At 57.5% G+C, this 18,558-nt stretch carries 18 protein-coding genes; 13 read left to right on the top strand and 5 right to left on the bottom strand.

Annotated elements, in window-relative coordinates:
* Positions 1-54: 54 nt before the first annotated feature.
* Positions 55-420 carry a DUF4180 domain-containing protein gene (locus ACJ8OK_RS12585; protein WP_442530616.1) on the bottom strand — a complete coding sequence of 122 codons (366 nt, stop codon included), beginning with the start codon at positions 418-420 and terminating at the stop codon, positions 55-57.
* A gap of 14 nt (positions 421-434) precedes the next feature.
* On the bottom strand, positions 435-905 hold the full coding sequence (gene mntR, locus ACJ8OK_RS12580; protein WP_016928182.1) for a manganese-binding transcriptional regulator MntR: 471 nt from the start codon (positions 903-905) through the stop codon (positions 435-437).
* Positions 906-1,134: 229 nt separating this feature from the next.
* Here mntR and ACJ8OK_RS12575 point away from each other — a divergent pair, with 229 nt between their 5' ends.
* The gene (locus ACJ8OK_RS12575) at positions 1,135-2,439 is read left to right on the top strand and encodes an Nramp family divalent metal transporter (RefSeq protein ID WP_442530615.1); all 1,305 of its coding nucleotides are present in this window, start codon (positions 1,135-1,137) and stop codon (positions 2,437-2,439) included.
* 37 nt (positions 2,440-2,476) lie between these two features.
* Here ACJ8OK_RS12575 and ACJ8OK_RS12570 read toward each other — a convergent pair whose 3' ends face one another.
* On the bottom strand, positions 2,477-3,226 hold the full coding sequence (locus ACJ8OK_RS12570) for an SDR family oxidoreductase (protein WP_311266308.1): 750 nt from the start codon (positions 3,224-3,226) through the stop codon (positions 2,477-2,479).
* A gap of 99 nt (positions 3,227-3,325) precedes the next feature.
* Between ACJ8OK_RS12570 and ACJ8OK_RS12565 the strand changes: the two genes are divergently transcribed.
* From ACJ8OK_RS12565 to ACJ8OK_RS12555, 3 genes are all read left to right on the top strand, one after another.
* On the top strand, positions 3,326-3,694 hold the full coding sequence (locus ACJ8OK_RS12565) for a winged helix-turn-helix transcriptional regulator (protein WP_274985362.1): 369 nt from the start codon (positions 3,326-3,328) through the stop codon (positions 3,692-3,694).
* A gap of 108 nt (positions 3,695-3,802) precedes the next feature.
* Positions 3,803-4,240, top strand: coding sequence for a hypothetical protein (locus ACJ8OK_RS12560; protein ID WP_274985363.1), 438 nt, complete (start codon positions 3,803-3,805; stop codon positions 4,238-4,240).
* Positions 4,240-6,948: a ParA family protein gene (locus ACJ8OK_RS12555; protein ID WP_274985364.1), complete on the top strand. Its 2,709-nt coding sequence runs from the start codon at positions 4,240-4,242 to the stop codon at positions 6,946-6,948. The genes ACJ8OK_RS12560 and ACJ8OK_RS12555 overlap by 1 nt, the downstream gene beginning before the upstream one ends.
* 86 nt (positions 6,949-7,034) lie before the next feature.
* On the opposite strand, the gene ACJ8OK_RS12550 is transcribed toward ACJ8OK_RS12555, so the two are convergent.
* Positions 7,035-7,940, bottom strand: coding sequence for a transporter substrate-binding domain-containing protein (locus tag ACJ8OK_RS12550; RefSeq protein WP_049277620.1), 906 nt, complete (start codon positions 7,938-7,940; stop codon positions 7,035-7,037).
* A 221-nt stretch (positions 7,941-8,161) separates the two neighbouring features.
* Here ACJ8OK_RS12550 and hinT point away from each other — a divergent pair, with 221 nt between their 5' ends.
* The 9 genes from hinT to ACJ8OK_RS12505 all read left to right on the top strand — a co-directional run bounded on the left by hinT (position 8,162) and on the right by ACJ8OK_RS12505 (position 15,330).
* On the top strand, positions 8,162-8,512 hold the full coding sequence (gene hinT / locus ACJ8OK_RS12545) for a purine nucleoside phosphoramidase (RefSeq protein ID WP_004928776.1): 351 nt from the start codon (positions 8,162-8,164) through the stop codon (positions 8,510-8,512).
* Between the two features lie 11 nt (positions 8,513-8,523).
* Positions 8,524-8,913 (top strand): YcfL family protein, encoded by a 390-nt coding sequence (locus ACJ8OK_RS12540; RefSeq protein WP_015377465.1) that lies wholly within the window; start codon positions 8,524-8,526, stop codon positions 8,911-8,913.
* A gap of 26 nt (positions 8,914-8,939) precedes the next feature.
* Positions 8,940-9,530 carry a penicillin-binding protein activator LpoB gene (lpoB, locus tag ACJ8OK_RS12535; RefSeq protein WP_156865495.1) on the top strand — a complete coding sequence of 197 codons (591 nt, stop codon included), beginning with the start codon at positions 8,940-8,942 and terminating at the stop codon, positions 9,528-9,530.
* Positions 9,511-10,377: a thiamine kinase gene (thiK, locus tag ACJ8OK_RS12530; protein WP_048322918.1), complete on the top strand. Its 867-nt coding sequence runs from the start codon at positions 9,511-9,513 to the stop codon at positions 10,375-10,377. Before lpoB ends, thiK begins: the two co-directional genes overlap by 20 nt.
* A gap of 37 nt (positions 10,378-10,414) precedes the next feature.
* Positions 10,415-11,434 carry a beta-N-acetylhexosaminidase gene (gene nagZ, locus ACJ8OK_RS12525; RefSeq protein ID WP_021504926.1) on the top strand — a complete coding sequence of 340 codons (1,020 nt, stop codon included), beginning with the start codon at positions 10,415-10,417 and terminating at the stop codon, positions 11,432-11,434.
* 79 nt (positions 11,435-11,513) lie between these two features.
* Complete coding sequence (gene ycfP, locus ACJ8OK_RS12520) at positions 11,514-12,056, top strand: alpha/beta hydrolase YcfP (RefSeq protein ID WP_015377468.1); 543 nt, start codon at positions 11,514-11,516, stop codon at positions 12,054-12,056.
* Positions 12,057-12,388: 332 nt separating this feature from the next.
* Complete coding sequence (locus ACJ8OK_RS12515; RefSeq protein ID WP_004928794.1) at positions 12,389-13,693, top strand: NAD(P)/FAD-dependent oxidoreductase; 1,305 nt, start codon at positions 12,389-12,391, stop codon at positions 13,691-13,693.
* Between the two features lie 356 nt (positions 13,694-14,049).
* The gene (locus ACJ8OK_RS12510) at positions 14,050-14,586 is read left to right on the top strand and encodes a glycine zipper 2TM domain-containing protein (RefSeq protein ID WP_004928798.1); all 537 of its coding nucleotides are present in this window, start codon (positions 14,050-14,052) and stop codon (positions 14,584-14,586) included.
* Between the two features lie 264 nt (positions 14,587-14,850).
* Positions 14,851-15,330, top strand: a complete 480-nt coding sequence (locus ACJ8OK_RS12505) for an RrF2 family transcriptional regulator (protein WP_015377469.1) — start codon at positions 14,851-14,853, stop codon at positions 15,328-15,330.
* A gap of 64 nt (positions 15,331-15,394) precedes the next feature.
* Here the strand turns inward: ACJ8OK_RS12505 and sdeB are convergent, their stop codons facing one another.
* Positions 15,395-18,538, bottom strand: a complete 3,144-nt coding sequence (gene sdeB / locus ACJ8OK_RS12500; RefSeq protein ID WP_048322921.1) for a multidrug efflux RND transporter permease subunit SdeB — start codon at positions 18,536-18,538, stop codon at positions 15,395-15,397.
* Positions 18,539-18,558: the final 20 nt, after the last annotated feature.

The raw sequence follows: 18,558 nt of genomic DNA, 5'->3' as shown, positions 1-18,558 counted from the left end.
CAGGCAGGGGAGTTACCAAGGGAGGCGAAAGCCTCCCTTTTTTATTGCCCGTCGTCAGGCGCCAAGGCGCTGATTTAGTTCAGCGAGAGAAGGGAGGAACCAGACCTGTTCGCCGCGATTGGCTTCACGCACAAAATCTTGTAGCGCGTTGCTTTGTGCCAGCCAGGGAGTGATATCGCCCAGCAGCGCCACGCGCAGGCGGTAGTTGATGAATTTCTGCAATACGGCGCCGGCCACGCCGCTCCTCAGCTGGAAGAAGGCGGCGTCGAGGCGGTTGACGGGGAGGGCAATCATCCCGGCCTCGTGTTCAAAGGCGGGCGCGATAAACAGGCTGACGTCGTTTTCGTCTTTCAACATCGGCCCGGCCTCGGCGAAAACCACCAGGCGCAGATCATGACTTTGCTGCACGGCGTAGCTCATCGGCGCTCCGGGGCTCAGGGTTTGGCGTGCTTTTGCAGGTAATGCTCGAACACCGCCAGCGTTTCGTCCGAGATATGGTGTTCAATCCCTTCGCTGTCCAGCTCGGCGGTTTCGCTCGGCACCCCGAGGCACATCAGCAGATCGACCACGATGCGGTGGCGGCGGCGCACCTTCTGCGCCAGCTGCTCGCCTTCCTCGGTTAAAAACACCCCGCGATAAGGGCGCGATTCCACCAGCCCAGCGCTTTTGAGCCGCGCGATATTTTTGATCGCCGTCGGGTGAGACACGCCGAAGCGGCGTGCGATATCGGTGGTTCTGGCTTCACGGGTGCTTTGCAGCAAATCAGCGATCAGCTCAACGTAATCTTCGATCAGCGCATTGGACTGCGCTTCGCGGGCGCGGCTAAAACGCAGGGCGTGCTCGGCCTCGTCCGGCATATCGGTCTGGGCGTGGCGGTCGGCGTTATCTGGCGCGCGGGTAACCATAGCGTGGGGCGTCCTGTAAGCATAAAAATGGCGTCTCCCGGCAATGCGGGAGGGTTGCCCTAAGTTAGTCCAAATAGCACACATTATCAATTCGATGCCATGCATTGTGGTAGTTAGAAATATCTCTACACAAAGCCCATTAATTTCGCCTGTTGCATAAAGTGTAGCCGATGCTACATTGTCAGCATGAACGGTGGAAAAATAACCAGTAAAAGATTAAGGGTACTTCATGCGAGACGCGGCACCCCCCTCATCGTTAACCGAACGGACCAACATCGCGATTGGCGCCGCCCTTGCCGGGCGCAAGCGCGGCGCCTTCACGCCGCTGCTGTTCGCCGGCCCGGCGGTGATTGCCTCTATCGCCTATATGGATCCCGGTAATTTCGCCACCAACATTCAGGCCGGGGCGAAATACGGCTACAGCCTGCTGTGGGTGGTGGTGATGGCCAACCTGATCGCCATGCTGTTCCAGGCGCTGTCGGCCAAACTGGGCATCGTCACCAACCGCAATCTGGCGGAGATGTGCCGCGACCAGTTTTCACGGCCGGTGGTGATCGGCATGTGGCTGCTCAGCGAAGTGGCGGCGATGGCCACCGATCTGGCGGAGTTTCTCGGCGGGGCGATCGCGCTGGCGCTGCTGTTCCACATGCCGCTGCTGGCGGGGATGGGGGTGACGGCGGTGATCACTTATGCGCTGTTGATGGTGGAAAAGAAAGGTTTCCGCCCGGTCGAGCTGATGATTGGCGGCCTGGTGGGCATCATTGCGCTGTGCTACCTGGTGGAGATGTTCATCGTGCCGGTGGACTGGCAGGCGGCCGGCCTCGGCATGGTGACGCCGCAGTTGCCGGACGCACAGGCGCTGACCATCGCCGTCGGCATTATCGGCGCCACCGTGATGCCGCACGCCATTTTCCTGCACTCGGGATTGACTCAGCACCGCAGCCCGGCCAGCGACAACGGCGAGCGGCGCAAGCTGCTGCGTTTTTCCAATATTGAAGTGGTGATCGCGCTGGCGCTTGCCGGGCTGGTGAATATTGCGATGGTGATCATGGCCTCGAGCGCCTTCCACGCCGGTAACAGCGACGTGGCCGAAATCGGCACCGCCTACCATACCCTGACGCCGCTGTTCGGCGCGGCGGCGGCCGGCATCTTCCTGGCTTCGCTGATCGCCTCCGGCATTTCCAGCTCGGTGGTGGGCACCATGGCCGGGCAAATGATCATGCAGGGCTTCGTCGGCTTCCGCATCCCGGTGTGGGTACGCCGCCTGGTGACCATGGTACCGGCGTTTATCGTGGTGGCGATGGGCGTCAACGCCACCGACGCGCTGGTCTACAGTCAGGTGATATTGAGCCTGGCGCTGCCGGCGCCGATGATCGCGCTGGTGATGTTCACCCGCCGCCGCGACATCATGGGCGAGTTCGCCAACGGCCGCTGGACCAGTCTGGCGGCGGTGGTCGGCACGGTGGTGATCGTGCTGCTCAACGTGGTGTTGCTGCTGCAGACTTTCGGCGTCGATATCCCTGGACTGGGGTGATCTTGCGGGCCGCGCGGGGCGCGGCCGCGTCGCTAAATTATAAATTCCCCACGCCGCCGTCCATTTGCAGCTCCGCGCCGACCATAAAGGCCGACTCGTCCGCCGCCAGAAACACCGCCGCTTTGGCCAGCTCCAGCGCGCTGCCCATGCGGCCGATCGGCACCAGCGCGCGGATATCGTCGCGCAAGGCCCGCTCGTCCGCTTCCGCCAACCCCAGTTTACCCAATGCCGGGGTTTCGGTCGGTCCGGGGCTGAGGCCGTTGACGCGAATGCCGCGCGCGTGCAGCTCGCCGGAGAGCGTTCTGGCCAGCGATAACAAACCGGCTTTGCTGGCGGCGTAGGCGCTGCTCTGCGGCAGGCCGATATGGGCGCTGACCGAACCGCACAGGATCACCGAAGAAGGGTTGGCCAGCAGCGGCAGCAGCGCCTGGATCAGAAAGAACGGCCCCTTCAGGTTGATGTCCATCAGCCGCTGATAGCTTTGCTCATCCCACTCCTGCAGCGGGCGATGCGTGACGTCGCCGGCGTTGATGTACAGCACGTCCAGCCGCGGCCACCGCTGCTCCAACTGCTGCGCCAGCGCGCGCTGCTGTGGGATGTCGCCGGCGTCGCTCAGCAGCAACAGCGCCTTGCCCGCCAATGCCTGGCCCGCCGCGTCCAGGGCGCGTTGGCTGCGGCCGGTGATCGCAACCAAAGCGCCCTCGGCGATGAACTGGCGAGCGGTTTCCAGCCCGATGCCGCTGGTGCCGCCGGTAATCAATGCGTATTTGCCTTGCAGTCGTGACATAACCGATTCCTCTTTAGCGTCTGTTGCGGCATTATTTGCGCTATAGTTCCTTTTGCATAGTAGGCACCTTTTGGATACTAAAGGACGAGGAGGGATGAAATGACGGCGCAAGCGCCCTTAGCGGCGGAAAATAATTTGGCGGCGTTGCCGACGGCGGGCGAACCCTGCCCGATGGTGGACTTCGTCAATCTGGTGTCGGGTAAATGGGCGATACCGATCTTGTACCGGCTGATCATGATCGACGGCCCGGTGCGATTCAGCGAGCTGCAGCGGGCGGTGGCGCCCATTGCGCAGAAGGAGCTGACGCGCCAGCTGCGGCTGTTCGAACAGCGCGGCCTGGTGACGCGGCAGGTGTTTCCCGAAGTGCCGCCGCGGGTAGAGTATCAGGTCACCGCGCTGGGCAAATCGCTGCGGCCAACGTTGGATTCGCTGGCCGAGTGGATGCAGTTCTATGATTCTAGTTTATAGAATTATAGATGGTATTTCGGTGTGATTTAGCTGGATATTGACATGAAAAGATTTTATTATTTATATATTATCGTTGGTTGACATCTTTTATTTATCTGAGATATGGACATGGCAAAGATACCGTTTACGTTAAGAGAGTTAACAAATGCTTGGCGAGAAGCAAGTAGAGTTGCAAATATAACGCCGAGATCTAACCCTCATAAGTTATTGCTCTTTTATGCTGTCGAGTGTGGTTTAAAAGCAGTTTATCTTAAAAGTAAAGGTCAGGATGTGATTGATGAAAATATCGCCGGAAATCTACAGCATAACATCAATAAGATAGCAACTTTGGTTAATTTGAGTTCTGCGCACCATATTCCTAGTGATTTAACTCTAAGTGTCTGCAAAATAAAAAATCAAGACATTATAAGAAAATGTGGAGTAGGTGAGTTAAATCAGGTTTGGCGTTATGGCGGTAAATTGCTTGATACTGGTGGATCTAGTGATGCCATAGTTGAAAGTAAATTGTTAAATATGAATCAATGGATTAGTAAGGAGCTGCGATAATGTCAGTATTTCATGCGTGTAAATTGATAACGTGGCTGGATGTTGAAAGGCTTATAAAGAATAGAACGAAAAACAAAACGGATATGCCTAGTTTTATTAAAAATATATTCCATTATCATGATTGTATGGAGGTAGAGTATCATTGTGAGGTGAATGATGTATTAACATGGCTAGGTTCGCTATTTGGAAGGAGTTTTGTAAGTGATACTGGATGTTATATAAAATTAGATATTGGTGGAAGAAAATATTATGTATCTCTGAATTATACGGATGCAAATGATAATGACTCTGTCGATATAAATTATCCTCTGTGGAAAGAGCAGGTTTATAGTCCAGTTAATAAAGTTGGATATCCTGACTTGTGGAGTGGTGGGCCAAAAGTTGTGGCTTTCCATTCTTTCAAGGGGGGGGTGGGTAGAACAACTTCTTTGATGACTTACGCAACTGCCGTTTTAAATTCAAAGGATAAGGCTAAGATACTTCTTGTTGATGCTGATATGGAAGCCCCTGGCATAAGTTTCTGGTTAGATAATGAAACGCCCCCAACAGTATCTTTCTTGAGTTTTATAGAGGCACTACACTATTCTAATGAGAAAGAAGAAGATGAGACAATTGACTATTTTTGCAATGAGCTGAAGAAGACATCAATTAATGTTGGTGGGGCCAATAAAGAAATATTTATATTGCCGGCTGCACTGGATGTTTCAGCGGTGATGGACATGCCAGTAACTCCTGAGCATATTTCAAAGAACTTAAGTAATCCGCTAGTGTTGAGTGATAGCTTGAAGTTTTTGGGAGAGCGTTTAGGTGTTGATGTTGTCTTTATTGATTTAAGGGCAGGAATGAGTGAGTTAGCCAGTCCTGTGCTTTTTGATCCCAGAATAGAACATTTTTTTGTAACTACTGTGGCTCCACAGTCAGTTAAGGGGATGTCAGAAATTCTAAAGCGCGTACATTCTTCGCATGAGTTTCTGCCAGACTCTTTACGTGAAATAGCAAAACCATCAGTGATAATTAGCTTGTTGACCAATCAATTAAGACAATTGCCTGTCTATACACAAGCAACAGAGTGTCTCAACAATGCATATCCAGCTCATGAAAGTGATATGTTGACCTCTGGAATTGAGTTGTTAGAGGCTGATTTTAACCAGTCGTTGATGAGTATTAATTCTGTAAGGCATGCATTAGAACAATTATCTTCTTCATCTTTATATGATGTGGCGGTATCTTGGGCTAATTCTTATAATAATAGCTTGGTGCCTGATTTCTTATCAGAAAGTAAAGGTGGCAATGCGGGTGATACAAGTAATGCTTTAGAACTATATAATACTTGTTATAAATTCCAGTTTGCAGAAAATGCGAATACCAATGATATGCTCGTAACTGATCCTCTAAGAAATTTAGCCAAAAACTATACTGAAGAGTTGCCAAATATAGTTTCAATAGGTGCTAAAGGAGCTGGTAAAACATTTACCTACTTACAAGTTTGCATGACGAGAACATGGTCTGCATTTTTAAAAAAAATAAATAATAATATTTCGGTTTCAGCTGATGCGATTATTTATCCGTGGTTGTGTTCAGTTAATATTAATGATGTCATGAGCAAAGAGATCCGGAACGCCAGAAAGGATTGCATGGATAGTCTTGCCATAGATGGTCAGCAAGGCTTGAATCTCTCAGCTTCTGGTATTAAAAATGCCCTTGGTGAACCAAAAACTGATTGGGATAATTTCTGGACAGAACTCCTGTTGTCAGAGTTTGGAGGCGAGTTTTCATCATTAGCAGTCTTGAATGAGTGGTTAGTTAAAGAGAATAAATCTATAGTTTTACTTATAGATGGTATTGAGGATTTATTTGATAGTCCGGAAAATGACGAATCGCAAAGGAATGCAATTAGAGCTTTATTGCATTTCCCTAATATACTTGCGGATCTTAATGATCGGAAGATCGGGTTTATATGTTTCATTCGTGCAGACTATGTTCAAGCTGTTATAAAACAAAATGTAGCTCAATATGTTTCCAGATTTCAACAGTTTAGATTGGAGTGGACTCCGGAGTCGTTCCTTCGCCTAGCTTATTGGATTTGTGGCAAAGCCGGCCTGATAGGAGCAAATGCTGATGAGGCTGAAACTCATAATTTAGATTATTTACTTTCTAAGCTTGAATTACTTTGGGGAAAAAAACTGGGGAGAGATACCTCAAAGGAAGCACATACTGCTAGATGGGTTTTTGCAGCGTTGTGCGACCTAAATGGACGTTTGCAAGCCAGGGACTTGGTTAGATTTCTTAAGTTTTCTGCGGACATAATGATTAAGGCTCAAAGTCATGGTATCAAAGTTGACTTGTGGCCCGACCGAGTTTTAGCTCCTGAGGCTATAAGAAAGTCATTGCCAGCTTGTAGCGATGAAAAAGTTAGCGAGGCTGCTAACGAAATTAAAATACTTAATCTTTGGAAAGAGAGTTTGGACTCTATTCCGCAGGAGTATAAAAAAGTTCCATTTAATCCGATTGAAGTAGGGCTTAATTTGGAATTGTTGAACTCCCTTAGAGAGCTTGGAGTTATTTATGAGGATGTTGATCAGTTATCAGAAGATAGATATTTTCTGCCTGAAATATACCGCTGGGGATTGAAGTTTGTTTCAGCTGGCGGTGGACGTCCAAGGGTTCAGGCATTGCTGAAGCGAAACTTAGGTGGAATGCCATTTTAATAATTATTCTTTAACTAGGCCACTGGGATGGCCTAGTTACTATAGTTAGTGCGACAGCTTTAATGTATTTTTCAATTCTATCTTGGCTAGTCGCCGATGCCCGGCGGGTTGATGGTTGAACGCTCGACCTTTTCGTCGCCCTCGCCCCAGCGTTCCAGCACCTGCGCATATTCGCCGCTGACGATCGCGCCATTGATCGCGGCGTTGACGGCGTTCACCAGCCCGTTGCCTTTTTTGGTGGTGACCGCGACATAGGCCACGTTGGGGCCGATGCCGACCATTTTGGTTTTGCCGGTCAGCGCCGCCTTGTAGGCGCCGGTGGAGTGGGGGCCGAAGAACGCATCGGCGCGCCCGGACTGAATGCTGAGGTTGGTGGCGGCGTCGTCGGTCACGTAGATCGGCTGTACCGGCGGCAGCCCGGCGGCGCGATTTTGCTTATCCCATCCCAGCAGAATGTTTTCCTGATTGGTGCCGGATCCGACGATGATCCGCAGCCCGGCGACGTCCTGCGGCCGGTTGATCGCGGTGATGTGGCTGGTGGATTTGACGTAAAAGCCCAGAGTGTCCACTCGGTAAGTGGCGAAGTCGAATTTGGTTTTACGCTGTTTGGTGACGGCGATGTTGAAGATTGCCGCATCGTATTTGCCCGTGCTGATGCCCAGCGGCCAATCTTCCCAGGAGGTGGGCACCAGATTCAGTTCCAGTCCGAGGCTATCGGCCACCAGGCGGGCGATGTCCGGATCGCTGCCGATCAGCGTTTTATTGTCTTCGGCGAACAGCGCCAGCGGCGGGGAGTTCTCGAATGCCACCGCCACCGTCAGCTTGCCTGGCACCGCGAAGTGAAAGTTCGCCGGGATCAGCGCGATAGCGGCGGGATTCTTCTCTGCGTGTATCGGTTGTCGGTTAGCCTGCAGGTCGATACCGCCCGACGGGGCCGCCTGCACGGCGGCGCTCAGCAACAGCGCGCACAGCGCCGAAATTCTCGGTAACATAACGCCCTCTATCCTTTGTTAATCATGGAGTTACTATTGGCGGCGGCGCGGGGCAAGTAAAGCAACAATAGTGAATAACCAAAGTGAAAAGATGCACAAGCGGGGGGCCGGGCTGCGCGAATCTGCAGCACTCGACGTGGAAAGTGCGCAATCAGGTTGAAAGCAGTAGAATTTGTCACTCATACTGCGTACAGCTAATTGTGTAAAACAAGGAACGCCAGATGGCCGAAGAAACGATTTTCAGTAAAATTATCCGCCGTGAAATCCCTGCTGATGTGGTTTACCAGGATGAACTGGTGACCGCTTTCCGTGACATCTCCCCCCAGGCGCCCACCCATGTGCTGATCGTTCCCAACGTGCTGATCCCAACCGTCAACGACGTGACCGTGGAGCACGAAGCCGCGCTGGGCCGCATGATCACCGCCGCGGCGAAAATCGCCGAACAGGAAGGCATCGCCGAGGACGGCTACCGCCTGATCGTCAACTGCAACCGCCACGCCGGTCAGGAGGTCTATCATATTCATATGCACCTGGTCGGTGGCCGCTCGCTGGGGCCGCTGCTGTCACGTTAAGCGAGGAAATCATGCGCGGTAAAAAAACTCTGCGTGGTCTGATGGCGTTGGCGCTGCCCGCCGCGTTGTTGATGGGATGCAGCTCACCGCCCGGCATCGCGGTCAACCAAGGGCAGACGGTGGTGATGGATCCCTCGGTGCTGACCGCCGGTATTCTGGCCGACACGCCCTCGATTTCGAACGCTTCCGGGCGGGTGATGGCAACCTCGGTGCTCAATAACAGTCAGCCGACGCCGGTCACCGTACATTACCGTTTCTATTGGTACGACGCGCAGGGGCTGGATATTCGCCCCTTCGAGAAACCGCGTGAGATCGTGGTGGCGCCCGACTCGGACGCCAAAATCTACTCGATTAACGGCAATCTGGACGCTAAAAGCGCGCGTCTGTATCTGTACCTGTAAGCGCTTGCCAGGTTTGGAGAAAAAGCATGAAAAAGCACGTCTTAGTGGCGCTGGCCGCATTAACCCTGAGCGGCTGTCTGTCGCGCCCGCCTGAGCCGGAACAACCGTTGCCGCCGGTCACCGTCGAGCCGGATCAGCCGACGCCGCCGATCGAGCAGCCGCAGCCGCCAACTACCGAGCCGGTGCCGCAGCCGCCGAAAATCCAGCAGCTCGACTGGCTGGGCAGCGTGCAGCCGCTGGTGGGGCAGATGTTGAAGGCCGATGGCGTCACGGCCGGCAGCGTGCTGCTGCTGGACAGCGTCAAGAACAACACCAACGGCTCGCTGCAGATGGGCAAAGCCACCGCGGCACTGTACAAGGCGTTGGCGTCGAACTCCACTTTCAGCGTGGTGCCGGAAGCGAAGCTGACCAGCGCCAGACAAACGCTGGGCCTGTCGGCGGATGACAGCTTCGGCTCGCGCAGTAAGGCGATTGGCCTGGCGCGCATCGTCGGCGCGCAGTACGTGCTGTACAGCGATGTCAGCGGCGACGTGAAGTCACCGGCGCTGGATATGCAGCTGATGCTGGTGCAAACCGGCGAGATCGTCTGGTCGGGCAATGGCGCCGTTAAACGCTGAGGCCGCGCTGCGACGATTGATGGAAACCAGACTGCCGGCGGTGAATACCGCCGGTTGTCATTTCAGCCCGGTGCAGGGGCTGACCGGCGAGAGCTGGCGCATCGACGGTTCGGGCGTCACGCTGCTGGCGCGGCAACATAGCGCGGAGAAACGCGCGCTGGGCGTGAGCAGGCGGCGGGAAGCGCAGGTTCTGCGTCGCTGTGCGCCGGGGCTGGGGCCACGGGTTTTCGCACAGAATAATCAGTGGCTTATCCTCGAATGGCTTGAAGGTGACGTCGTCACAAATGCCGAATTTGACGCGCTGAATCAGCGCGGCGAGCTGGCGGCGATGGTGGCGACGCTGCATCGGCGGCCGCTCAGCGGTTACCGGCTGGATCTGCGGCGGCAATTCCTCCGCTACTGGCAGCTGCTGGATACGCGGCGTTTAACCCCCGCCTGGCTGCGCCTGCAGCGTCATTTTTTACGCAGCGCCTTGCCACGGCCGCTGCGCCTGGCGCCGCTGCACATGGATATCCATCCGGGCAATCTGCTCACCACGGGCGAAGAGCTGCGGCTGATCGACTGGGAGTATGCCGCCGACGGCGACATAGCGCTGGATATCGCCGCGTTGTTTCGCAGCAACGGCTGGTCGGCCGAACAGCAGCAGCGCTTTTTGCAGCACTACGCGCATCAGGGCTATCGCGACGTCGCCCGGTTGCAGGCGCAGGTGCGCCGTTGGCTGCCGTGGGTGGATTATCTGATGCTGCTGTGGTTTGAAGTGCGCTGGCAGCAGAGCGGCGACGTTGAATTTTTGCGCTGGGGCGCTGCGGTGCGCCGGCGATTCTGTTTATCATCATCCGAATTCTGAACGAACAAAATGAAGTGAGGTGCCCGTGGGCCCAGTAATGCTAGATGTCGCCGGCTACGAGCTGGATGCAGAGGAACGCGAGATTTTGAAACACCCGCTGGTTGGCGGATTGATCCTGTTTACCCGTAACTTCCACGATGCGGAGCAACTGCGTGAGCTGGTGCGCCAGATCCGCGCCGCCTCGCACGATCGGCTGGTGGTGGCGGTAGACCAAGAGGGCGGGCGTGTGCAGCGCTTCCGCGAGGGTTTCACCCGTTTGCCGGCGGCGCAGTCGTTCGCCGCGTTGCACGATGCGCAGGAAGGCGGCCGTCTGGCGCAGGAGGCCGGCTGGCTGATGGCGGCGGAGATGATCGCGCAGGATATCGACATCAGCTTCGCGCCGGTGCTGGACATCGGCCACGGCAGCGCGGCGATCGGCGAGCGTTCGTTCCACAGCGATCCGCCGCAGGCGCTGGCGATGGCGGAGCGCTTTATCCTCGGCATGCACAGCGCCGGCATGAAAACCACCGGCAAACACTTCCCGGGGCACGGCGCCGTCAGCGCCGATTCGCACAAGGAAACCCCGCGCGATCCGCGGCCGCTGGCGCAGATCCGCGAGCACGACATGGCGATCTTCCGCGAGCTGATCAACCGCCAGCTGCTGGACGCCGTCATGCCGGCCCACGTCATCTATACTGAAGCGGACCCGCGTCCGGCCAGCGGCTCGCCTTACTGGCTGCAGCAGATCCTGCGTCAGGAGCTGGGCTTCGACGGCGTGATCTTCTCCGACGATCTGTCGATGGAAGGCGCCGCCATCATGGGCAGCTACGCCGAGCGCGGCCAGGCGGCGCTGGATGCCGGATGCGACATGATCCTGGTGTGCAACAACCGCGCCGGTGCGGTCAGCGTGTTGGATAACCTGTCCCCGGTCAAAGCAGAGAAGGTGAAGCGGTTATATCATCGCGGTCAGTTCACCCGTCAGGAACTGCGCGACTCCGAGCGCTGGCAGCAGGCGCACAAGGCGCTCAGCGCGTTGAGCGAGCGTTGGGAGGAGCACAAGCAGCGTTCGCAAGGGTGAATCCAGGTGCCGCATCGCGGCGCAGAGCGGAAATGATGAGGGCCGCGCCCGCGGCCCTTGGCTTGTTGCGAGGATCCACATGATTATCTATTTGCACGGCTTCGATTCCACCAGTCCCGGCAATCATGAAAAGGTATTACAGCTGCAGTTTATCGATCCGGACGTGCGCTTTATCAGCTACAGCACGCTGCATCCGCGTCACGACATGCAGCATCTGTTGAAAGAGGTGGACAAGGCGGTGCAGCAGGGCGGCGATGCGCACCCGTTGATCTGCGGGGTTGGCCTCGGCGGCTTCTGGGCGGAGCGCATCGGCTTCCTGTGCGGCATTCGCCAGGCGATGTTCAATCCCAACCTGTACCCGGAAGAGCACATGCACGGCAAGATAGACCGGCCGGAAGAGTATCGCGATATCGCCACCAAGTGCGTGGAGGATTTCCGCGAGAAAAACCGCGATCGCTGTCTGGTGGTGCTGTCGCGCCACGACGAGGTGCTGGATAACCGGCGCAGCGCCGAATTGCTGCATCACTACTACGAGATCGTGTGGGATGAACAGCAGACGCACAAGTTCAAAAACATCTCTCCGCATCTGCAGCGGCTCAAGGCGTTCAAGGCGCTGGGTTAACAGTTTCATAACGCTGCCGCGAGCCGCGCGCCCCGTTTTTCACCGGCGGAAAGTGCGGCTTTTTTGTACGCCAAAGCAAGATTCTGTGTGGCAATCGGCAAAATTTAAAACTGTGACTCAGCGCTAACTATTTGAATCACAATCCCCAAAAAATCCCCGCGTCCAGCCTTTAACCAAAAAAATTTGATGTACGTCAATTTTGGTATGACCAAATAACCTCACATGCTATTCTGGCTGCAGAGAGCCGATTTATTTTAAGCGAACCCTATGTATTCTAAGGATATTATTTATTTACCCTGGGATAACAAATGGTTCACATTTAGGGGGTTATTTTGACAACGCCAAAGAAGAAAATCGTTATTGTTGGCGGCGGCGCCGGTGGTCTGGAGCTGGCGACCAGCCTGGGCCATAAACTTGGCCGCAAGAACAAAGCCGAGATCACGTTGGTGGATCGCAACCACAGCCATTTGTGGAAACCGCTGTTGCACGAAGTGGCGACCGGTTCCCTCGATGACGGCGTAGATGCGCTCAGCTACCTGGCGCACGCGCGCAATCACCATTTCAGCTTCCAGCTGGGGTCGTTGACCAACATCAACCGTGAGACGCAAACGTTGCAGCTGGCGCAGATCTGCGACGAGCAGGGCGGCGAGCTGGTGCCGGCGCGCGAATTGCCGTACGACATTCTGGTGATGGCGCTGGGCAGCACCTCGAACGATTTCGGTACGCCAGGCGTGAAAGAGCACTGCATCTTCCTGGATAACCCCCATCAGGCTCGTCGTTTCCACAACGAAATGCTCAACCTGTTCCTGAAGTTCTCGGCGCAGCCGGGGCAAAAAGAGCGGGTCAACATCGCTATCGTCGGCGGCGGCGCCACCGGCGTTGAACTGTCCGCCGAACTGCATAACGCGGTGAAGCAGTTGCACAGCTACGGCTTTGAAGGCCTGGACAACAGCGCGCTCAACGTGACGCTGGTGGAAGCCGGCGAGCGCATCCTGCCGGCGCTGCCGCCGCGTATTTCCGCCGCCGCGCACCAGGAGCTGATCAAACTGGGCGTGCGCGTGCTGACCAACACCATGGTGACCAGCGCCGATGCCAAAGGCCTGAACACCAAGGGCGGCGAGTTCATCGACGCCGATCTGATGGTGTGGGCGGCCGGCATCAAGGCGCCGGACTTTATGAAGGACATCGGCGGCCTGGAAACCAACCGCATCAACCAGCTGGTGGTGGAGCCGACGCTGCAGACCACGCGCGATCCGAACATCTTCGCCATCGGCGACTGCGCTTCCTGTCCGAAAGAGGGCGGCGGTTTCGTGCCGCCGCGCGCGCAGTCGGCGCACCAGATGGCTTCGCGTTGCGCCACCAATATTCTGGCGCTGATGAACGGCCAGACGCTGAAGCCTTACGTGTATAAAGATCACGGCTCGCTGGTGTCGCTGTCGCGCTTCAGCACCGTCGGCAGCCTGATGGGCAACCTGATGCGCGGTTCGATGATGGTGGAAGGGCGCATCGCGCGCTTCGTCTACATCTCGCTGTACCGCATGCATCAGGTCGCGTTGCATGGCTACATCAAAACCGGCCTGATGATGCTGGTGGGCGGCATTAACCGGGTGATCCGTCCGCGTCTGAAGATGCACTGATCCCGCCTTTGTCGACCAACCCGCGCCGGTTCGCCCGCGCGGGTTTTTTTATGGCGGCGCGAGGCGATCGGCGGCGGTTGCTTGATTCTTCAGCATAAGCTGTCGCCGATATGGGTAAAATTCTTAAGATTCCTCCTAAACAACGGGAAAACGGCCGTTTTCCCGCATTTTTGGTCCCCTTGTCTTATTGCGGGCCTTCAGATCATTGTGCAGACTTTACCTCGTTTACAGACGGCGCGTCGCGCACGCCGTAAACCGGGATACCGCCAGCCGCCCATGCGCAAAATAATAAGCGCGGTGCCAGCCGGTAACAGACCCCGGAAAAAATGCGTGGTAACACTTTCAGGAGGTTTCCTGTGAACAAGTCAATGTTAGCCGGTGTTGGAATTGGTATCGCTGCCGCTCTGGGGATTGCCGCGGTAGCCAGCCTGGACGTCTTTTCTGCCGGTCCGCAATATGCGCAGGTGCTCGCCGCCACACCGATTAAAGAAACCATCAAAACGCCGCGTCAGGAATGCCGCAACGTCACCGTCACGCACCGTGCACCGGTGCAGGATGAAAACCGCATCGCCGGCTCTGTGCTGGGCGCAGTGGCGGGCGGCGTGATTGGCCACCAGTTCGGCGGCGGTCGCGGGCGCGACGTGGCGACCGTGGTGGGCGCGCTGGGCGGCGGCTACGCCGGCAACCAGGTGCAAGGGGCGATGCAGAACAACGACGTCACCACCAGCGTTCAGCAGCGTTGCAAAACGGTCTACGACAAGTCCCAGAAAATGCTGGGCTATGACGTGACCTACAAGATCGGCAATCAGCAGGGCAAGATCCGCATGGATCACGATCCGGGCACGCAAATTCCGTTGGACAAAAACGGCCAGCTGGTGCTGAACAGAGCCTGATCGCCACATTCGAATTAAACCCGCGGGCAGTGTTAGTTCTGATCGTTTAACCCGGTTAAGCGAGCGGCGTTAACATTGACGCGGGTTTCTGTTTTCTGCCTGCCCAAAAGTTTGCGATCGTTCTAATGTCTGCGTGCGATATCGCTGGGCGAAACTTCAAAAAAGCCCCTGCGTTTGTTATATTATTGTGCAATTAAGCGGTGTTATCGGCGCCAATCGCCACACCGGCCAAACCCGAGTATTTCGTCTCGCAGAGATAACGACATGTTAGATTTTCGCTTTCCGACAGCGTTGCAAATGGTCCTTAGCGTCGCCGTAGCTGAGAAGCAGGGCATGCGTTCGACGAGCGCCACCCTCGCCGCCGCTCTGGAAGCCAACCCCAGCTTTATCCGCAAACTGATGGTGCCGCTGACCAAAGACGGCATCATCGTTTCCACCCTGGGCCGAAACGGCTCTATCCACCTCGGCCGCCCGGCGGAAGAGATCACCCTGCGGGACATCTATCTGGCGGTGATCGACGACAAGCGCATCTGGGCTTCCCGCCCTGAAGTGCCGGCTCGTTGCCTGGTGAGCGCCAACGCCTGCTGGTATTTCAAATCGGTGGTGAACGAGGCCGAGCAGGCTTCGCTCGCGGTGCTGGCGCGCCACACCGTGGCCGACTCGCTGGCCGAGCTGGAGCGGGGCGACAAGCGCGCCTGCGCGGAATACGCCGCCGAGCAAGAGGCTGAAGCCGCCGGTAAATAATGCCGGATGGAGCGCATAAAAAAGGTCGGGCATTGCCCGACCTTTTTGCATTTCAGGATGATGATTACGCCGTCTGCGGCTGCGCTTTGCGCGCCACCAGGCGCCGCAAGGTGACGTAGAACACCGGCGTCAGGAACAGCCCGAACAGGGTGACCCCCAGCATGCCGGAGAACACCGTGATGCCGGTGACGCCGCGCACTTCGGCGCCGGCGCCATGGCCAAGGATCAGCGGGATGGTGCCGGCGATGAAGGCGATGGAGGTCATCACGATCGGCCGCAGCCGCAGGCGGCAGGCCTCCAGCGCCGCTTCGACGATGCCTTTGCCCTGCATTTCCAGTTCGCGGGCGAACTCGACGATCAGAATGGCGTTTTTGCAGGCCAGCCCCATCAGGACGACCAGCCCGACCTGAACGAACACGTTGTTGTCGCCGCCGGTCAGCCACACGCCGAACAGCGCCGACAGCATGGTCATCGGCACGATCAGGATCACCGCCAGCGGCAGCGTCCAGCTTTCGTACAGCGCCGCCAGCGCGAGGAACGCCAGCAGCACCGCGACCGGGAACACCACCAGCGCGGCGTTACCCTGGGTCGATTGCTGGTAACTCAGATCGGTCCACTGGATATTCATGCCGTTCGGCAACAGCTTGCCGGCCATCTGCGTCAGCGCGCCCATCGCCTGGGTAGAGGAGAGCACGCGCGGATCGGCGTCGCCGATCAGATCCGCTGCCGGGAAACCGTTGTAACGGATCACCGGATCCGGGCCGTAGGTAGTGCCGATGCTGACCATACTGCCGATCGGCACCATTTCGCCCTTATCGTTGCGGGTGCGCAGGTTGGCGATGTCTTCCACGCTGTCGCGGAATTGGCCGTCGGCCTGCGCCATCACCTTCCAGGTGCGGCCGTAACGATTGAAGTCGTTAATGTAAGACGAACCGAGGTAGGTCTGCAGCGTGCTGAACAGCGCGTTGAGCGGCACCCCCTGCGCCTTGGCCTTGTCGCGATCGATTTTGGCGTCCAGCTGCGGCACGTTGGCCTGATAGGAGGAGATCGGGAACCCCATGCCCGGCGTTTGCATAATGGCGCCGGACATCGTGTTGATCGCGGTCTGCAGCGCGCCGTAACCCAGCCCTGCGCGATCTTGCACGTACAGCGAATAGCCGGAACCCTGGCCGATGCCGAGGATCGGCGGCGGCATGATCGAGAAGGCGAAGCCTTCCTGGATCTGCGAAATGCGCGCGTTGATCTCGGCGTTGATCTGCGCCGCGGTGCGGGTACGGGTGCTCAATGACTCCAGCGCGAAGAACACCGTGCCGGTATTCGGCGTATTGGTGAACTGCAGCGCGTTCAGGCCGGGGAAGGCCACCGCATCGGTGACGCCGTCCACGCTCAGGCCGATGGCGCTCATCTTGCGGATCACCGCATCGGTGCGTTCCAGCGAGGCGCCTTCCGGCATCTTCACGCCGCCAATCAGATACAGCTTGTCCTGCGTCGGGATAAACCCGCCGGGCACGGTCTTGAACATCACGCCGGCGGCGGCCAGCAGCAGCAGGTAGACGACGAACACTGCGCCGCGCCGGCCCAGCACGCGGGAGACGCCCTGTTGGTAGCGTTGCGAACCGCTGGCGAAGAAGCGGTTGAACGGCCGGAACAGCCAGCCGAACAGCCGGTCGATCAGGCGCGACGGCAGGTCTTTCGGCGCGCCGTGCGGCTTCAGCAAGCGCGCCGCCAGCGCCGGTGACAGGGTCAGCGAGTTGATGGCGGAGATCACCGTCGAGATGGCGATGGTGACGGCGAACTGCTTGTAGAACTGGCCGGTGACGCCGGAAAGGAACGCCATCGGCACGAACACCGCGCACAGCACCACGGCGATGGCGATGATCGGGCCGGAGACCTCGCGCATCGCCTGGTGCGCCGCCGCCAGCGGCGACAGCCCCTCTTCGATATTACGCTCGACGTTTTCCACCACCACGATGGCGTCATCCACCACGATGCCGATCGCCAGCACCAGCCCGAACAGGCTGAGGGTGTTGAGCGAGAAGCCCAGCAGATACAGCGCGGCGAAGGTGCCGACCACGGAGATCGGCACCGCCAGCAGCGGAATGATCGAGGCGCGCCAGGTCTGCAGGAACAGAATGACCACCAGCACCACCAGGATCACCGCTTCCAGCAGGGTATCTACCACCGCGCGGATCGAGTCGCGCACGAATACCGTCGGGTCGTATGGCGACTTCCAGCTCATGCCGTCCGGGAAGCGGGTCGCCAGCTCGGCCATCTTGCCGCGCACCGCGTCCGACAGCTCGATGGCGTTGGCGCCCGGCGACTGGAAGATGCCGATGCCGACCGCATCCTTGTTATTGAGCTGGGCGCGCAGCGCGTAGCTGCCGGAGCCCATTTCGATGCGCGCCACGTCGCGCAGCCGCACGATCTCGCCGTTATCACCGCTCTTGAGAATGATGTTGCCGAACTCTTCTTCGGTTTGCAGGCGCCCCTGGGCGTTGATCGACAGCAGATAGTCGCTGCGCGTCGGCATCGGCTCCGCGCCGAGCTGGCCGGCGGAGACCTGCACGTTCTGCTCCTGCATGGCGCTCACCACGTCGGAGGCGGTCAGCCCGCGCGCGGCGACCTTGTTCGGATCGAGCCAGATGCGCATCGCGTATTCGCCGGCGCCAAAGATCTGCACCTGGCCGACGCCCGGCAGACGGGCCAGCTCATCCTTGACCTTCAGGGTGGCGTAGTTGCGCAGGTACAGCGAGTCGTACTTGCCGGAAGGCGATACCAGATGCACCACCAGCGTCAGCGCCGGAGACTGTTTCTGGGTGGTGATGCCCTGGCGGCGCACGTCTTCCGGCAGGCGCGCTTCGGCCTGCGCCACGCGGTTTTGCACCTGCACCTGCGCCTGATCGGGATCGGTGCCCGGGCGGAAGGTGACGGTGGTCACCAGCACGCCGTCGGAACCGGCGACCGATTTCATGTACATCATGTTTTCGACGCCGTTGATCGCTTCTTCCAGCGGCGTGGCCACCGTTTCAGCGATCTCTTTCGGGTTGGCGCCCGGGTATTCTGCACGCACCTGCACGCTGGGCGGCACCACGTCCGGGTACTCGCTGATCGGCAGCAGCGGGATGGCTATCACCCCGGCGACAAAAATCAGTATCGACAGCACCGCGGCGAAGATCGGCCGGTCGATGAAAAAGCGGGAAAAGTCCATGGGTCAGAAGTCTCTGCTGG

Source organism: Serratia sp. CY71090 (assembly GCF_052166845.1).
In the GTDB taxonomy this organism is placed as follows: domain Bacteria; phylum Pseudomonadota; class Gammaproteobacteria; order Enterobacterales; family Enterobacteriaceae; genus Serratia; species Serratia nematodiphila.
This window is presented reverse-complemented; position numbering and strand designations above follow the sequence as displayed.

Excerpts from the sequence above, each read along its gene's own strand:
- ACJ8OK_RS12540 (WP_015377465.1), top strand. The coding sequence starts at position 8,524 with ATGCGCGGTAAAAAAACTCTGCGTGGTCTGATGGCGTTGGCGCTGCCC.
- ACJ8OK_RS12565 (WP_274985362.1), top strand. The coding sequence starts at position 3,326 with ATGACGGCGCAAGCGCCCTTAGCGGCGGAAAATAATTTGGCGGCGTTG.
- ACJ8OK_RS12560 (WP_274985363.1), top strand. The coding sequence starts at position 3,803 with ATGGCAAAGATACCGTTTACGTTAAGAGAGTTAACAAATGCTTGGCGA.
- ACJ8OK_RS12505 (WP_015377469.1), top strand. The coding sequence starts at position 14,851 with ATGTTAGATTTTCGCTTTCCGACAGCGTTGCAAATGGTCCTTAGCGTC.
- ycfP (WP_015377468.1), top strand. The coding sequence starts at position 11,514 with ATGATTATCTATTTGCACGGCTTCGATTCCACCAGTCCCGGCAATCAT.
- ACJ8OK_RS12550 (WP_049277620.1), bottom strand. The coding sequence starts at position 7,940 with ATGTTACCGAGAATTTCGGCGCTGTGCGCGCTGTTGCTGAGCGCCGCC.
- thiK (WP_048322918.1), top strand. The coding sequence starts at position 9,511 with ATGGCGCCGTTAAACGCTGAGGCCGCGCTGCGACGATTGATGGAAACC.
- nagZ (WP_021504926.1), top strand. The coding sequence starts at position 10,415 with ATGCTAGATGTCGCCGGCTACGAGCTGGATGCAGAGGAACGCGAGATT.
- ACJ8OK_RS12585 (WP_442530616.1), bottom strand. The coding sequence starts at position 420 with ATGAGCTACGCCGTGCAGCAAAGTCATGATCTGCGCCTGGTGGTTTTC.
- mntR (WP_016928182.1), bottom strand. The coding sequence starts at position 905 with ATGGTTACCCGCGCGCCAGATAACGCCGACCGCCACGCCCAGACCGAT.
- sdeB (WP_048322921.1), bottom strand. The coding sequence starts at position 18,538 with ATGGACTTTTCCCGCTTTTTCATCGACCGGCCGATCTTCGCCGCGGTG.
- hinT (WP_004928776.1), top strand. The coding sequence starts at position 8,162 with ATGGCCGAAGAAACGATTTTCAGTAAAATTATCCGCCGTGAAATCCCT.
- ACJ8OK_RS12575 (WP_442530615.1), top strand. The coding sequence starts at position 1,135 with ATGCGAGACGCGGCACCCCCCTCATCGTTAACCGAACGGACCAACATC.
- ACJ8OK_RS12555 (WP_274985364.1), top strand. The coding sequence starts at position 4,240 with ATGTCAGTATTTCATGCGTGTAAATTGATAACGTGGCTGGATGTTGAA.
- ACJ8OK_RS12570 (WP_311266308.1), bottom strand. The coding sequence starts at position 3,226 with ATGTCACGACTGCAAGGCAAATACGCATTGATTACCGGCGGCACCAGC.
- lpoB (WP_156865495.1), top strand. The coding sequence starts at position 8,940 with ATGAAAAAGCACGTCTTAGTGGCGCTGGCCGCATTAACCCTGAGCGGC.